This window comes from Georgenia deserti (assembly GCF_042680605.1).
GTDB classification, from domain to species: Bacteria; Actinomycetota; Actinomycetes; order Actinomycetales; family Actinomycetaceae; genus Allobogoriella; species Allobogoriella deserti.
Genome location: NZ_JBHUEE010000005.1, coordinates 131764 through 146251 on the forward strand (window position 1 = coordinate 131764; position 14488 = coordinate 146251).

The window sequence follows — 14488 nt, forward strand, 5'->3', positions numbered from 1 at the left end:
ATCACGTGGCCGAGACCGTCCCCTGGGACCACGACGAACTGAGCGTCGGCGAGTTGGCCGCCCGTAGCGGCGTCGCCGTCTCCGCCCTGCACTTCTACGAACGGCAGGGCCTGATCAGCAGCCGGCGCACCTCAGGGAACCAACGTCGATTCCCGCGGGCCACCCTGCGCCGCGTCGCGTTCATCCGCGTCTCCCAGCGCGTCGGCATCCCGCTCCGTCGAATCGGCGAGGCGCTCGCCGCGCTGCCCGGGGACCGTACGCCGACCGCCAAGGACTGGAGGCGCCTCTCGCAGGCGTGGCAGGCGGACCTCGACGCCAGGATCGAACAGCTGCAGGCGCTCCGGGACCACTTGACGGACTGCATCGGGTGCGGGTGTCTGTCGCTGCGCAAATGCCAGCTCGTCAACGGCCGCGACGCACTCGCCGCGCAGGGGCCGGGTCCGCGCAACCTCCTGGTCGACGGCCTGGAGGCCTGAACCTCCTCCGGGTGCGGAGCGCCAGGGCCCGTTCTAGCGTCGGCGGCAAGGACCGGACCCGAGCGTGAGGAGGAAGCGTGATGGCCACCGTCGACGACGAGCTGTGGGACGAGTTCCACCGCGTGGTGAACATGTCCTCCGCGGAACTGCAGGCTTGGCTGGCCACCGACGAGGCCGGTGAGTCGACCGAGCCCTTGCCCGACCAGGCGGGTACCGCCCGGTCACGGCAGGTGCTGGAGATCCTCGGCAAGCGTCGCACCGATCTGACCACCGATGACGCCACCGTGATGCGCGCCGTCGTCGAGGAGGTCCGCGCCGCGCGCGGTGCGGAACCGGAGCCCAAGGCCGGCGACGACGGATGGCGGCGACGGCTGATGTCGCTGGGTCACGACCCGCTGAAACCGGTGTGAGTTCGGCCCCAACGCGAGTCGAGATCGAACCGCCGGACCGGACCCGACCACCGAGAGGACGAAGCGAGATGGCATCCGAGACCACCACGACCACCGACCACGACGAGATCCGGCGCTGGGTGGAGGACCACGGCGGCCGACCGGCGACGGTCCGCGGGACATCCGGGTCCGACGCGGCCGGCGTGCTGCGGATCGACTTCCCCGGCGGTGCGGACGAGGACGACCTCGACCACATCGACTGGGCCGAGTGGTTCACCAAGTTCGAGAGCCAGAAGCTCGCCCTGCTGTATCAGCAGCACAAGGCCGACGGTGAGGACTCCACTTTCCACAAGCTGGTGAGTCGATGACCGCCGGATCCGGCCCGACCGAGGGGCCGGCCGCCTTCGAGCCGACCCGCATCGTCGTCACCGGCGGTGACTCAGGCATCGGCAGGGCCACGGCCGTGGCCTTGGCCGCCCCAGGCCGCCGGGTAACCGTGACGTGGAACCGGGACGAAGCGGGCGCCCGCGCCACAGCCGAGGAGGTCCGGGCTACCGGCGCCGAGGCATACGCCCGTCATCTCGATCTCAGCGACCCCCAGTCCGGTGCGGCGCTCGTCGAGGACGCCGCCGCCGAGATGGAAGGCGTCGACACACTGGTGATGTCCTCCGGCACGGGGAGTTCCACACTGCTCGTCGACATGGACTACGGCCAGTGGCGCGACGTCGTCTCGATCGACCTGGACGGGGCGTTCTGCTGCCTGCAGGCGGCTGCCCGCCGAATGATCGACGCCGGGCGGGGCGGTCGGATCGTCGCCATCACCAGCGTCCACGAACACGCGCCCCGCGTGGGTGCCGGTCCGTACTGCGCGGCCAAGGGTGGTCTCGGCCTGCTCGTGAAGGTCGCGGCCCTCGAACTGGCCGAGCACGGTATCACCGTCAACGCCGTCGCCCCGGGTGAGATCGCCACGCCCATGACCGGCCAGGGCGACGAGTCCGTGCTCCGCGACGACAAGGACCGCCCGGGCATCCCGGTGGCGCGTCCCGGCGACGCGCGCGAGATCGCCGCCACGGTGGCGTTCCTGTGTGGACCCGAGGCAGGGTACGTCAATGGCGCCTCGTGGCCCGTCGACGGCGGCATGCTCACCATGGGGCCGATGGCCGGCTCGCACCTGACCTCGCACGACTGGCGCCGTCCGTAGGCCCGGATCGCCCGGTGGCCGGGGGCCGTGTCATCCGTTCGGAACACGGCAACGGTCACGCCGGTGCTTGGAGGCGGTACCCCGAGCCGCGCATCGTCTGGACCCGGTCTGCGCCGATCTTCCGCCGCAGCGCCCGCACGTAGACGTCGACGACGTTCGACGCAGGGTCGAAGTCGTAGCCCCAGACGTGTCCGAGGATTTGCTCCCGGGAGAGCAACTGACCCTCGTGCCGCATGAACACTTCCAGTAGCGCGAACTCGCGTCCCGACAGGTCCACGGCGCGTCCGTCGACCTCGACCTGGCGGGTGCGCAGGTCCAGGGTCATCCCGGCAGCGCGGAGCACACTTGCCGTGGCGGAGGGCTGGTCCTCCAGGCGGAGCCGGATCCGGGCCAGCAGTTCCGCGAACTGGAACGGTTTGGTCATGTAGTCGTTGGCGCCGCCTTCGAGTCCGTGGACCCGGTCGGTGACACTGTCGCGGGCCGTCAGCACGATCACCGGCGTGGCCACGCCCTCCTCGCGGAGGCGTTCCAACACGGTGAAGCCGTCCATGAGCGGCAGTCCGATGTCCAGGATGATCATGTCGAACTCGCCGACGCGGGCCATGAGTAGGGCCGTCTGCCCGTCCTCGGCGACCACGGTGGTGTACCCGGCCGAACGCAGTCCCTTCTGCACGAAGGAGACGATTCCGTGGTCGTCTTCGGCGATCAGGATCCGGCTCATCGACGTCCCTCCCGCAGACCGCGCAGCGCCGCTCGGTACGGATTGGCGCCGCCGTCCGTCTCCATCTCGGTCGTTCCCGCCTCCTCTGGCGTCGGCAGCAGATCGACCGGCAGGTCGATGCCGAACGTTGCACCCTGCCCGAAGGCCGACTCCACCCACGCCTGACCGTCGTGCGCGTCGGCGATCGCCCGCACGATCGACAGCCCGAGCCCGACGCCGTGCTGGTGCTCGGTCGGGGAGACCGCGCGGTTGAAGCGTTCGAAGACGCGAGGCATGTCCTCCTCGCTGATGCCCGGGCCGTTGTCGGCCAGCCAGAGCCGCAGCAGGTGGCGGTCGCCGTCCTCGACCAGCGTGGAACCGAACCGTACCGGAGCCCCCTCCGGCGAGTACTGCACGGCGTTCGCGGCGTACTGCAACAGTGCCTGGGTCAGCCGCTGCGGATCCACCCGGGCTCGCCCTTCGGCGACCTCCATCAACAGCCACGGCCGATCGTCCAGTGCCTGGATCGTCGATTCGACGTGCAGCATGAGCTCCGCGAGGTCGGTGTCCTCCTTGTGCAGGAAGTCCGGCCGCTCCGCCTTCGCCAGCATGAGCAGGTCCGTGACCAGTCGCGACATCCGACCGAGCTCGCGGTCGACCACAGCGAGGGTCGCAGCACGCTCGCCCGGGTCCTCGCCGAGCAGTTCCAGGTGACCGCGGATGACGGTGATCGGGGTGCGGAGCTCGTGGCTCGCGTCGTCGATGAAACGGCGTTGAGTGGTGTAGGCGTTCTCGATCCGGTCGAGCATGCTGTTGAACGACTGCGCCAGCTCGCCGAGGTCGTCGCGGGTGCGCACCGGCACGCGGACGGACAGGTCCGTCTCGGAGATCTCCGACGCCGCCCGCCCGATGGCACGCACCGGTGCGAGGATGCGGCCGGCGACGAGATAGCTGATGCCCGCAGTGAGAAGCAGGCCACCGATCGCCACCAGCGCCGTCATCCGCAGGATGCGGTCGTTGGCCTCCATGTGTGGCCGCACGAACTCCCCGACGACGAACATCCCGGCCCCGGCGTCGGTGCTCACGTCGAGCTTGCCCCATCGCAACTGACCGTGCTCGGTGTCCAGGACTCCGCCGCTGCCTGGGGCGTCGATGATCCGGCGCAGCGTTCCGGCGTCCTCACCGAGGAGGTACGGCTCGCCGTCCACCGTCCGCAGTCGCGCGTTGTCGGAGTGCCAGACACTCTCACCGACCCCGATCAGGACTTCGCCCTGATCCGGGTGCTGACGCTCGAGATAGGTCTCGAGCATGCCGTCGAGACTGGTGAACGGCTGGCCTGTGGCGGGGTCGACGCCGACGTCGGCGAACGTCGTGAACTCCTCGGCCTCCTGCTGAATGGCCGCGTTGGCCGCGGTCTGGACGTCGCTGATGAGGAGGGAGCGCATGATCAGCAGAACTGTGGCCAGCGTGATGCCGGTGGTCAGGACGATCCAGGCCGCGATACGCCACCGGGCCGGGACACGCGAACCGCGCCCGCCCCACCTGCGGGGATCACGGTCGGGACGGCCGGTCGAGGTGGCGGACGGCGATTCCTCGCGCTGACGGGAAGGCTCGGACGACGACGCGCGTTCGGGGCGCGACTCAGTCATCGTCGTCGTCATCGTCCCCATCGTCATCGTCATCGTCATCATCATCGTCGTCCCAGTCGTCATCGTCGTCATCATCATCGTCGTACGACGACGGCGGCGGGGGCGCCTGGCTCGGTTCGTTGGGAACTGAACCGCCTGAGCTCCCGGAGCCACCCGAGCCTCCTGACGCTCCGGAGCCACCCGAACCTCCTGAGCCGCCGGAGCCTCCTGACCCTCCGGAGGCACCCGAACCTCCTGAGCCGCCGGAGCCACTCGAGCTCCCGGAACCACCCGAGCCCTTGGATCCGGAGTCGTCGCCGCCGCCCTCGTCGTCCTCGGAGGGGGAGGGCGACGAGCTGGGGGATGGCGACGGCGACGACGACGGTGAGCGAGACGGCGGCTCGGTGTCCGCCGGCGAGCCGGACTCGATCTCGACGTCGACCGAGTTCTGATCGAGGGTCGGGTCGACGGCACGGCTGCTCAGGGCCTGACTGGTGACCACGAGGGTCACCGGCACAGCCACGATCGCCAGTACCAACAGCACGCGTCTGATCACGCTCATGTCCCCAGGGTGACCGCCCGTCATGATTCGCACGTGAAGCTCGGATGAAAGAACTCTCATCTCGACAGATGCATAGGGTCCCTATATATAGTGCTCCGGTGTCTGCACGTCACCCCGTCGAGGTCGACCGCCTGGCCAGTGATCTGGTGGTCGAGGCGGCACGACTCGTCCGACTCGTCCGTCGGGAGAATCAGCTTCCGGCGTGGTCACGCATGCTGTCCCTGCTGGATGAGCACGGCTCGCTCGGCGTCAGCGCCCTGGCCGCCGCGGATCGTTCGGCGCAGCCGACGGTCTCGGTCGCCGTCGCTGACCTCGTCGAGCGGGGCATGGTCGCGAAACGGACGGATCCGAGCGACCGGCGCAGCACCGTGGTGGAGCTGACCGAGGCGGGCCGCCGTGAGCTCGCCGAGCTGCGCCGGTTGAACGGCGCGATGGTCGCCGCACGCCTCCGGCGCGCGGGAGCTCCGGACTCAGCCGCACTGCGCACCGCCGTGGACGTTCTGCGGGCGGCGCTCGCCGACGCGCCGGCGGACGGCGTACAGACCTCAGACAACCCCAACGCCGACGACACCGGGAGGCGACCAGTCAGTGACGAGTGAGACCGAGCGTACGAGAGCAGCCGAGGACGCGGCGCCGGACGAGCCTGCCTCACTGCTGCGGCAGCCCCGTGCCGTATGGGCCGTCGCCTTCGCCTGCGTGATCGCGTTCATGGGAATCGGGCTCGTCGATCCGATCCTCAAGCCGATCGCCGACCAGCTCGGGGCGAGCGCGAGCCAGGTCTCGCTGCTGTTCACCAGCTACATGGCGATCATGGGCGTCGCCATGCTCATCACCGGTGTGGTCTCGACCCGGATCGGTGCCAAACGAACGTTGCTGCTCGGGCTCGTCCTGATCATCGCCTTCGCCGCCCTCGCCGGTACCTCCGACACCGTCGGCGGCATCGTCGGCTTCCGCGCCGGTTGGGGTCTCGGGAACGCCCTGTTCGTGGCGACGGCGCTGTCGACCATCGTGGTCTCCGCCCGCGGGTCCACGGCCCAGGCGGTCATCCTCTACGAAGCGGCGCTGGGGTTGGGCATCGCCGTCGGACCGCTCGTCGGCGGCGCACTGGGGGAGCTGACCTGGCGCGCCCCGTTCTTCGGTGTGGCGGCTCTGATGGTCGTCGCGCTCGTCGCCACGAGCGTGCTGCTACCGACGACGCGTCCGGCCGGTCGGCGCACCTCGTTGGCTGACCCGTTCAAGGCGCTCCGGTACCCGGGCCTGCTCACCGTCGCTGTGACGGCTCTGCTGTACAACTTCGGGTTCTTCACCCTCCTCGCGTTCACCCCGTTCCCGCTGAACCTCGGAGCCAAGGAGGTCGGACTCATCTTCTTCGGGTGGGGCGTCCTCCTCGCCGTCACCTCCGTCTGGGTGGCGCCGGTCCTCAAGCGCCGCTTCGGAACCGTCGCGACCATCGTGGGGGCCTTGGTCCTCTTCGCCCTCGACCTGGTGATGATGGCCGTCCTCACCGAGAGCAAGCCGGCGCTGGCCGTCGGCGTGATCCTGGCCGGGGCGTTCCTGGGCGTGAACAACACGGTGATCACCGAAGCGGTGATGGTTGCCGCACCGGTCGACCGGCCCGTGGCCTCGGCCGCCTACTCCTTCGTTCGTTTCTCGGGCGGCGCGGTCGCGCCGTTCCTCGCCGGCAAGCTCGGGGAGGAGATCAGCGTCCATCTACCGTTCTGGGTCGGTGCCGCAGCCGTGTCGGTGGCGGCCGGGGTCATGCTCCTGGGGCGCCGATTCCTCGGACTCGGCGGGCGCACCCCGTAGCGGCGCAGCGGCGCCGAGGCCGAGGCGATCACCGACGCGAATCCGGCGTGAGGCCCGCCAGGGCCCAGGGGTCCGGCATGCGAACGGCCCGTGGGCGGGCCACGACGCGCGGCCATACGCTCACCGTCATGAGCCGACCCATTCGCATCGGAGTCCAAATCAAGCCCCAGCACGCCGATTACGCCCAGATCCGCGACGCGGTTGCGCGCGCCGAGGACGCCGGCGTGGACATCGTCTTCAACTGGGACCACTTCTTCCCGCTCAGCGGTGAACCGGACGGCAAGCACTTCGAGTGCTGGACCATGCTCGGCGCCTGGGCCGAGCAGACCAGCCGCGTCGAGATCGGCGCCCTCGTCACCTGTAACTCGTACCGGAACCCGGATCTGCTGGCGGACATGGCCCGCACGGTCGACCACATGAGCGGTGGGCGCCTCATCCTCGGCATCGGGGCCGGGTGGTTCGAACGGGACTACGACGAGTACGGCTATGAGTTCGGCACCGCCGGGTCTCGCCTGAACGACCTCTCCCGGGCGTTGCCGCGGATCAAGGGCCGCTGGGCCGAACTGAATCCGGCACCGACCCGCGAGATCCCGATCCTCATCGGTGGTGGTGGGGAGAAGAAGACCCTGCGCTACACGGCCGAGCACGCCACCATCTGGCACGGGTTCGCCGACGTCGAGACGCTCAGGCACAAGAACGCCGTGCTGGAGCGGCACTGTGCCGACGTCGGCCGCGATCCCGGTGAGATCGAGCGCTCCGTCGGCGTCGCCCGTCCGCCCGAGGAGATCGGTGCCGGACTGGTCGGTGCCGGGGCGAGCCTGTTCACGATCGGGCTCGACGGTCCGGATTTCGACCTCGACCTCGTCCGGCAGTGGGTCGCCTGGCGCGACGCCCGCTGAGGTTCCGCGGAGGTTCGTCCCTGACGAATTCTCAGTTCGGCAGATCCGGCTCGAGTTCGAGCCAGTGGGCCAGTGCGCGGATCTCGCGGTGCACGGCGGTGCGGATCGCCGGGGGCCATCCGCCGTCCTCGTGGATCGCGTGGACGCGGAGCAGCCCGGCATCGAGGTCTGCCTGCGCGTCGACCTTTCCCACGAGTCGATCACCGTGGAGGACCGGCAGGGCCCAGTAGCCCCATCGCCGTTTCGCGGCCGGCTTGTACATCTCGAGCTGGTAGTCGAAGTCGAACAGGTCGGCCATCCGCTTCCGGTCGAAGACCAGCCGGTCGAGAGGCGAGAGCAGCACTGTACGACCCGGGAAGACGTCCGAGGGATCGTTGCTGTTCTCGAGTTCCTCGAGGTAGACCGGATCCACGCGCCACGTCCCACGCAGACCCTCGACGGTTGCGGGCTCTCCGGTCTCGCCGACGTCGTTCGGCTCGCCGGGGACGGCGGTGCTCTTTGGCCGCGCGATGCCGAGCGCACGCAGTCGTCGTTGTGCGCGGATCCGGACCGCCTCCGGCCACGGCACGGTCTCGGTGTCGGGATAGACGCGCTCGGCCAGGTCCCACAGCGGGGCACGGCCGTCGCGCCCGGCCACGGCGACCTCTCCTCGCCGCACCAGCTGTTCAACCATCAGGCGTACGTTCCGCCCCTCGTTCCACCCGCTCGACCGCCAGGGCACCACGGTGGTGTCCGGAAGGTCGCGGGTGGGCAGCGGCCCTTCGTCGCGCAGCCGGTCGAGGATGTCGCGACGGCACTCGTCGTTGACCTCGACCCACTCCAGTGCGGCTTCCTGCCAGTTCGCGAGCTCGCCGCCCTCTCCGCGCCACCGGGCCATCTCCGCCCGGAACAGCCTCAGATCCGTGGCGGGTCGCAGGAAGCCCTCGAGCTCGACGAGCTCGCCGGCCTCGATGGCCGCGTCCAGGTCCACGGGCGCGAAGGCGTCGCCGAGCCGGCTCCACGCCACCAGGTCGGCGTTGGGTGCGACGGTCGCGGTCGGGTCTCGCTGGAGGACGGTCAGGTGCCGCACCATCTCGAGCAGATCGGTGGGGCGCGGGTTGGCCAGCAGTTGGGCACGCACCGCGACGCGGCGGGCGTCGGTGCGGGACAGCTCGTGGACCATGAGCCTCCTCCGTCGGACCGCTGCGGCGGCTCCGGTGGGCGCTTCGAGAGCGCAGGGGCCGGACGGCTTGTCAGCCGGCCCGCCGCTGTGCCCGGCGGAGCATTGCCGGATGCCGTACGAGGGTGGGTGCCAGGCGGGCCGCCAACACGGTAGCGCCCACCCACGGCCGAAGGTGCGGAAACAAGCCGGTGATCCGGCCGGTCTCGTCCAGATCGACAACCAGTGCATCGATGATCTCGACTCTGCCGATCCGGCCGACGCTGATCGCGAGCCGACGGCGACCGACCCCGATCGGTTCGTCCCACCGCAGGTCCCGGAGCGCACCGTAGACCGCGCCGAGGAGGACCTTGAGGTCTGCGCTGCCGCTGAAGACAGCCCCACCCACGAGCGGTGAGGTGAGCGTGGCTCCGGGCGCCAGCGTGTCGAGCATGGCGTCGACATCGTGGCGGCCGGCCGCGGCACAGAAGTCCGGGACGAGCGTGGTCACGGACGCCACGCTAGGCGTAGTCCGTTGCAAAAAGCAATGGACTACGGTGTGGCCATGGCTCGAAGCTCCTTGGCCGACATGGCGTGCTCCGTGGCGCGGACCGTCGACATCGTCGGCGAACGATGGACGCCGTTGGTCCTGCGCGATCTCTTCGCCGGCCTGAACCGCTTCGAGGACCTGCGCCGGGATCTCGGCGTGGCGCCGAACATCCTGGCGGCTCGGCTCGACAAGCTCGAGCGCAACGCGGTGATTCGTCGCCGGGCGTACCAGGACCGGCCGGTGCGTCACGAGTACCTGCTGACGGACAAGGGCCGGGAGCTCTTCCAGGTCCTCGCGACGATCATCGCTTGGGGCGACCGTTGGCAGGCGACGGATGCCGGCCCACCGGCTCGGTTGCTGCACGAGTCCTGCGGGTCGCACGCGACGGCACGCACCGTGTGCAGTTGCTGTGGCGAGGAGATGACGGCCGAGAACACGCGTCCCGTGCCGGGGCCCGGGGGAGCGGCCGGCCCCGGAACCACACTCATCGGTGCCGCTCTCGCCGCCCGTGCCGACCGGCGTGGCGCCAGCCGCCACGGGCCGGTTGACCAGACCCCGGGTGAGCTCGGAGACGACGGCTGACACTGGACGAGTGCTCAGCCGAGATCGGCGCTCAACCAGCGTTCCGGCCGCATCTCGACCACGACCTCCTCGCCCATGTGCTGCGCGGCGAACTCGAGATACCGCTCCGCGGCCTCGCCCGAGAGGTAGCGGTAGGTCATCGTGCGCCGGTCCTCGTCGGTCGCCGGGTCGATGCGCGTCACCGGACCCTCGACGGAGACGTACCGGATACTTGGCTTGACCCGCTCGACCATGAGTGTGAAACGGCCGGCCGCGCGGATGAGCGCGACCTTGCGCGAGGCGGCCTCGGTCAGGATCCACAGTTGCCCACCGGGCGTGTAGTGGTACCAGATCGGCACGGTCACCGGACCGCGACCCGGCTCACCGGTCACGGATAGTGCGCCGATCCGCTTCTCGGCGAGGAACTCCTCGCGGTCCTGCTTCGTCAGCGGCATACGTCCTCCTCTTTGCTTGTGTGCTCGTCACCGGCAACGTAGCCCTCGCCACTGACAAGGCGACCCGCGCCGAGACCGCTGTTGCGGTCGTGACGCAACCGACCGAGCGGGCGATCTCGGCGTCGGGAGGCCCGTGACCTTGCTCTCCGCGTTCCCGACGTCCGCTGTGTGAGCGGACGGAGTCGATCGTGCGAGACTGTTCCCTGGTATCGGCAGGACCTCAGGAAGGACGCGCATGAAGACCTCGCTCGTGATCTTCGCCGCCGAGCAGGAGGCGGAGCACGCCGGGGCGGCCGAGGGGGCGGTCGTCAATCCGTACCTGCTGGGCGGGCTCGCGTTGCTCGTGCTGTTGACGTTGCTGGTGCTGACGTTCTCGTTCCGGCACGTCGCGCATCGCCTCTGACGGGGTGCGCATGCGTTGGGGCGCAGGACCGAGGCGGCGGGTCGGTGTCATGGGTGGCACCTTCGACCCGGTGCATCACGGACACCTTGTGTCGGCGAGTGAGGTGATGGAGTCCTTCTCGCTGGACGAGGTCATCTTCGTGCCGACGGGAGAGCAGCCGTTCAAGGAGCATCGGCGCGTCACACCCGCCGAGCACCGTTACCTCATGACCGTTGTGGCGACGGCGTCGAACCCGCGCTTCACGGTCTCGCGCATGGAGATTGACCGGCCGGGCAAGTCCTACACGATCGACACCTTGCGTGAGCTCAAGCGTCAATTGCCTGGTGCCGATCTCTTCTTCATCACCGGAGCGGACGTCCTGCCGCAGATCCTCACCTGGAAGGACGCCGACGAGCTGTGGTCGCTCGCGCACTTCATCGGCGTGACGCGTCCCGGGCACACGCTGGACCGCACCGGCCTGCCGGAGACGGGACTGTCGCTACTGGAGGTCCCTGCGATGGCGATCTCTTCGACGGACTGCCGCGCCCGCGTGGTCGACGGTAAGCCTGTCTGGTATCTCGTGCCGGACGGCGTCGTGCAGTACATCGCCAAGCACGGGCTCTACCGCCCGGAGACGGCACGGGTGGACGACGTCGCCGAGCGGCGTGGGCGAGCCGTGAACGAAGGGACGACGGCGCGGACCGCGCTGCCACCGCGGGCCGTGGGAGCAGGGCAGTGAGCGACCAGGAGACGACCGGTCAGCAGCACACGATCGGCGAGCGACGCCGACGGCGTGAGGCCCGGCGGCGGGCCGAGGCGGCGGCCGAGCGGGCCGGACAGCCGCTGACCCGCCGCGAGCTGCGGCGTCGTCAGCTCGAGGAGGAGGCGCGGCTGGAGGCGATCGCCACCGGCGAGTTGCCGCTACTCGACGAGGAGGGCAACCCCCTCGACCCGAACGCGGCCGCGGGACTCGAGCAGCGCAGCGGAAACGGCCGCCGCGCTTCGGCGACCCAGGCCTCTGAGCGGCCCGCGAGCCTCGCTGCCGACGAGCCGGAGACCGCAGGTCCGGGCGAGCCCGCGGTCGCCGGTCCGACCACCCCGCCCCCCGCAAGGGCAGGATCGGCGGCCTCTGCGCCGACTGTCGGTTCGACGACGGCGGCGAGTTCCGCGGCAGCCGGTTCGACGACGGCGGCGAGTTCCGACGCGTCCGGCTCGGCTGCGACGGCCGGCTCGGCTTCGACGGCGTCCACCGGTTCGGCCGGCACCTCCGGCTCGGCCCCGTCGGCAGCCACGCCCTACACCCCCGGGGTCGGCGTGCCGACCCGCCGGTCCCTCCGTCGGCGGGCGAGGGAGGCCGAAGCGGCCAGGGACGATGCCGAGAGTCCCGGGGAGCGCACCGGAACGGGCCGACGGCCCGTGGTGCGTGCACCTCGCACCGCGAGCGGTATCCGGTCGCTCGACTCCAGCGGCGAGCTGACCGGTGTCCAGCCGGTCACGCCGCCCGTCCCCGAGGACCCGGCGCCCGAAGCTGATCCGCGTCCGGAGGCCACGACCGATCCGAGTGCCTGGTCCGCCGTCGTCTCGCCGGACGAGGCTGCTGACGCCTCGCCGGCGCAGGACCAGGACACGCCCGAGCCGGCCGAGAACGCGCCGGAGCGAGTCGACGAGGTGCCGTCCGGGGACCTGGCGAGCCCTGCCCCGCCGCCACCCGCGGCAGAGGGCCGGAGCCGGCGGGCGGTTCCCCGCTGGCTGACCGCCGACTCTGCCGGCAGCGCCGAGCCGGCGGCCGGGCCGGAAGCGGTGGCCGCGGCGGCCTTGTCGGCCGACGAGGAGTCCGACGGCCGAGACGGCGACGACGTCGACGAGGAGGACGAGCGGCCACGATGGTCGCCCCTGTCGGTCGCCTCGCCATCCTCCGGCGAGGTGCCGCAACAGCCGGAACGGCGATCCTGGCGCGATCGCGCGGCAGCCGACGAGCCGGACGCCGAACCGGCGGGCCCGACGGTCGAGGAGGCCCGTGGCTCGCGCAGCACGGCTGCCTCGGTCGTCCGTATCCTCGCGTTGGTGCTCGCGGCCGTCGTCATCGGCGCGCTGATCATGCTGCTCGTCATCAACCAGGGCGACGACGGCGCCGCGGGTGTCGCCGGTCACACGGCGGCGACCGTCGCGGCGATCTCCCAGGTCCCGTGCGGTCTCACGTCGTAGGATCGCGGGGACGTATCCGCCGCAGAGGAGACCCGTGGTAGCAGACGAGACAGCCCGGACCCGTGCCGTGGTCGCGGCGCGCGCGGCCGCGGACAAGAAGGCCCACGAGATCATTGCGCTCGACGTCTCCGAGCGACTCGTCCTCACCGATGCGTTCCTCGTCGCCTCCGGCGACAACGAACGGCAGGTCCGATCGATCGTCGACGGCGTCGACGAGGCCCTGCACAAGGTCGGGGCCAAGGCGGCGCGCAAGGAGGGGCTCGACGAGGCCCGCTGGGTGCTGCTCGATTACGGCGACATCGTCGTCCACGTCCAGCACGACGAAGACCGCGAGTACTACGCGCTCGAGCGGCTCTGGAAGGACTGCCCGGAGATCGAGCTCCCGGCCGACCTGTACGGCCCGGCCGACGCCACCGGCGACGTCAGCGCATGACCGCGGGTACCGTCGTGCTCTGGCGTCACGGCCAGACCGAGTTCAACGCGGCACGCCGCCTCCAGGGGCAGTCGGACATCCGGCTCAACGACGCCGGCATTCGCCAGGCCGACCTCTCGGCCACCGCGCTCGCCACATTCGAGCCTGCGCGCATCATCACCTCCGACCTCGTCCGGGCCGTCCAGACCGCCGACGCGCTCGCCAACCGCACCGGCGTCCAGCCGGAGGTCGACGCACGCCTGCGCGAGCGCGCCTTCGGTCGCTGGGAAGGCCTGACGCAGGAGGAGATCCGGGAATCGTGGCCGGATGCGTTCGTGCAGTGGCGCCACGGTCGTGAGCCCGAGGGCGTGGGCGCCGAGACCCGTCCGGAGTGCGGCCACCGCGTCGCGGCCGCGGTCGAAGAGGCGGCCGCGGAACTCGACGAGGACGACGTACTCGTCGTCGTCAGCCACGGTGCGGCGATCACGCTCGGACAGACGATTCTCCTGGGACTGGACCCGTCGGAGTGGTTCGGCCTGACCGGCCTGGAGAACTGCGGATGGGCGCTCATGCACCCGAACCCCGGCCGGCAACCGGCCTGGCGCCTCAGCGCCTACAACCTCGGACTGGACTGACCCAGCGGGCGGTCAGTGCCTACCCGGCTCGAACGCGGCCTCGTACAGTTCGGCGGCGGCGCGCTGGCAGTCCGGCGAGATCACGGCCTGCGGCCTGACGTCCGCGAGCAGCGGCTCGCTGTCGGGCCCACGACCGACGAGTGACCCGGTGAGCAGCCACCCCACGACACCGGGACGCTCGCTGAGGTGGCCGTACTGGCACAGCTGCCGGGCCACCCACTCCACCGCCGGTCGGTTCCACCACGGCTCCGGCGTGATCGGGTTGGTACTCAGCCCCGGAAGCCGGCAGCCGCTCTCCTTGTCCTCGCTCTCCTCGGGCGAATCGTCCTGCGGTCCGGCGCTGTAGCGGACATACAGCTCGCCGAGCGAGCGCTGGAGGTTGACGACGTCCTCGAGCCGGTCCAGCAGCGGTAGGTCGTTCGACGTCGCCACCAGGTGGGCGACCTCCGCGGTCTCCGCATCCGTCATGGCCAGAGAGTACGTCCGTGC

General features: G+C 70.5%; 19 protein-coding genes. 13 read left to right on the forward strand and 6 right to left on the reverse strand.

Annotation, left to right across the window (positions count from 1 at the left end; translation table 11 throughout):
* The first annotated feature begins 5 nt into the window (after positions 1-5).
* From soxR to ACFSE6_RS10715, 4 genes are all read left to right on the forward strand, one after another.
* On the forward strand, positions 6-476 hold the full coding sequence (soxR, locus tag ACFSE6_RS10700; protein WP_388006335.1) for a redox-sensitive transcriptional activator SoxR: 471 nt from the start codon (positions 6-8) through the stop codon (positions 474-476).
* Between the two features lie 80 nt (positions 477-556).
* On the forward strand, positions 557-886 hold the full coding sequence (locus ACFSE6_RS10705) for a DUF3140 domain-containing protein (protein ID WP_388006338.1): 330 nt from the start codon (positions 557-559) through the stop codon (positions 884-886).
* Between the two features lie 68 nt (positions 887-954).
* Positions 955-1233 carry a hypothetical protein gene (locus tag ACFSE6_RS10710; protein WP_388006341.1) on the forward strand — a complete coding sequence of 93 codons (279 nt, stop codon included), beginning with the start codon at positions 955-957 and terminating at the stop codon, positions 1231-1233.
* The gene (locus ACFSE6_RS10715) at positions 1230-2066 is read left to right on the forward strand and encodes an SDR family oxidoreductase (RefSeq protein ID WP_388006344.1); all 837 of its coding nucleotides are present in this window, start codon (positions 1230-1232) and stop codon (positions 2064-2066) included. Before ACFSE6_RS10710 ends, ACFSE6_RS10715 begins: the two co-directional genes overlap by 4 nt.
* Before the next feature lie 55 nt (positions 2067-2121).
* Here the strand turns inward: ACFSE6_RS10715 and ACFSE6_RS10720 are convergent, their stop codons facing one another.
* Together ACFSE6_RS10720 and ACFSE6_RS10725 are read right to left on the reverse strand one after the other, a co-directional pair.
* Positions 2122-2787 carry a response regulator transcription factor gene (locus tag ACFSE6_RS10720; RefSeq protein WP_388006347.1) on the reverse strand — a complete coding sequence of 222 codons (666 nt, stop codon included), beginning with the start codon at positions 2785-2787 and terminating at the stop codon, positions 2122-2124.
* The gene (locus ACFSE6_RS10725) at positions 2784-4478 is read right to left on the reverse strand and encodes a sensor histidine kinase (RefSeq protein ID WP_388006350.1); all 1695 of its coding nucleotides are present in this window, start codon (positions 4476-4478) and stop codon (positions 2784-2786) included. Before ACFSE6_RS10725 ends, ACFSE6_RS10720 begins: the two co-directional genes overlap by 4 nt.
* A 576-nt stretch (positions 4479-5054) precedes the next feature.
* On the opposite strand from ACFSE6_RS10725, the gene ACFSE6_RS10730 reads away from it, so the two are divergent.
* From ACFSE6_RS10730 to ACFSE6_RS10740, 3 genes are all read left to right on the forward strand, one after another.
* A complete protein-coding gene (locus tag ACFSE6_RS10730; RefSeq protein ID WP_388006353.1) occupies positions 5055-5555 on the forward strand; it encodes a MarR family winged helix-turn-helix transcriptional regulator in 501 nt (166 codons plus the stop codon).
* Between the two features lie 52 nt (positions 5556-5607).
* The gene (locus ACFSE6_RS10735; protein ID WP_465254144.1) at positions 5608-6762 is read left to right on the forward strand and encodes an MFS transporter; all 1155 of its coding nucleotides are present in this window, start codon (positions 5608-5610) and stop codon (positions 6760-6762) included.
* 128 nt (positions 6763-6890) lie between these two features.
* The gene (locus ACFSE6_RS10740; RefSeq protein ID WP_388006359.1) at positions 6891-7661 is read left to right on the forward strand and encodes an LLM class F420-dependent oxidoreductase; all 771 of its coding nucleotides are present in this window, start codon (positions 6891-6893) and stop codon (positions 7659-7661) included.
* Positions 7662-7692: 31 nt separating this feature from the next.
* On the opposite strand, the gene ACFSE6_RS10745 is transcribed toward ACFSE6_RS10740, so the two are convergent.
* Positions 7693-8823: a DNA glycosylase AlkZ-like family protein gene (locus ACFSE6_RS10745; protein WP_388006362.1), complete on the reverse strand. Its 1131-nt coding sequence runs from the start codon at positions 8821-8823 to the stop codon at positions 7693-7695.
* 70 nt (positions 8824-8893) lie between these two features.
* Positions 8894-9310 (reverse strand): nuclear transport factor 2-like protein, encoded by a 417-nt coding sequence (locus tag ACFSE6_RS10750; protein WP_388006365.1) that lies wholly within the window; start codon positions 9308-9310, stop codon positions 8894-8896.
* A 54-nt stretch (positions 9311-9364) separates the two neighbouring features.
* Between ACFSE6_RS10750 and ACFSE6_RS10755 the strand changes: the two genes are divergently transcribed.
* Positions 9365-9931, forward strand: coding sequence for a winged helix-turn-helix transcriptional regulator (locus ACFSE6_RS10755; protein WP_388006368.1), 567 nt, complete (start codon positions 9365-9367; stop codon positions 9929-9931).
* A 14-nt stretch (positions 9932-9945) separates the two neighbouring features.
* Here ACFSE6_RS10755 and ACFSE6_RS10760 read toward each other — a convergent pair whose 3' ends face one another.
* Entirely contained in the window at positions 9946-10365 is a 420-nt protein-coding gene (locus ACFSE6_RS10760) for a pyridoxamine 5'-phosphate oxidase family protein (RefSeq protein ID WP_388006371.1), read from the reverse strand.
* Positions 10366-10600: 235 nt separating this feature from the next.
* On the opposite strand from ACFSE6_RS10760, the gene ACFSE6_RS10765 reads away from it, so the two are divergent.
* The 5 genes from ACFSE6_RS10765 to ACFSE6_RS10785 are packed head-to-tail and all read left to right on the forward strand — an operon-like array spanning position 10601 to position 13999.
* A complete protein-coding gene (locus ACFSE6_RS10765) occupies positions 10601-10768 on the forward strand; it encodes a hypothetical protein (protein ID WP_388006374.1) in 168 nt (55 codons plus the stop codon).
* 10 nt (positions 10769-10778) lie between these two features.
* Positions 10779-11486 carry a nicotinate-nucleotide adenylyltransferase gene (nadD, locus tag ACFSE6_RS10770; RefSeq protein ID WP_465254142.1) on the forward strand — a complete coding sequence of 236 codons (708 nt, stop codon included), beginning with the start codon at positions 10779-10781 and terminating at the stop codon, positions 11484-11486.
* Positions 11483-12952, forward strand: coding sequence for a hypothetical protein (locus ACFSE6_RS10775; RefSeq protein ID WP_388006379.1), 1470 nt, complete (start codon positions 11483-11485; stop codon positions 12950-12952). Before nadD ends, ACFSE6_RS10775 begins: the two co-directional genes overlap by 4 nt.
* 34 nt (positions 12953-12986) lie before the next feature.
* Positions 12987-13385 carry a ribosome silencing factor gene (rsfS, locus tag ACFSE6_RS10780; RefSeq protein WP_388006382.1) on the forward strand — a complete coding sequence of 133 codons (399 nt, stop codon included), beginning with the start codon at positions 12987-12989 and terminating at the stop codon, positions 13383-13385.
* The gene (locus ACFSE6_RS10785; RefSeq protein WP_388006385.1) at positions 13382-13999 is read left to right on the forward strand and encodes a histidine phosphatase family protein; all 618 of its coding nucleotides are present in this window, start codon (positions 13382-13384) and stop codon (positions 13997-13999) included. Before rsfS ends, ACFSE6_RS10785 begins: the two co-directional genes overlap by 4 nt.
* Positions 14000-14011: 12 nt before the next feature.
* Here the strand turns inward: ACFSE6_RS10785 and ACFSE6_RS10790 are convergent, their stop codons facing one another.
* The gene (locus tag ACFSE6_RS10790; RefSeq protein ID WP_388006388.1) at positions 14012-14467 is read right to left on the reverse strand and encodes a DUF6098 family protein; all 456 of its coding nucleotides are present in this window, start codon (positions 14465-14467) and stop codon (positions 14012-14014) included.
* Positions 14468-14488: the final 21 nt, after the last annotated feature.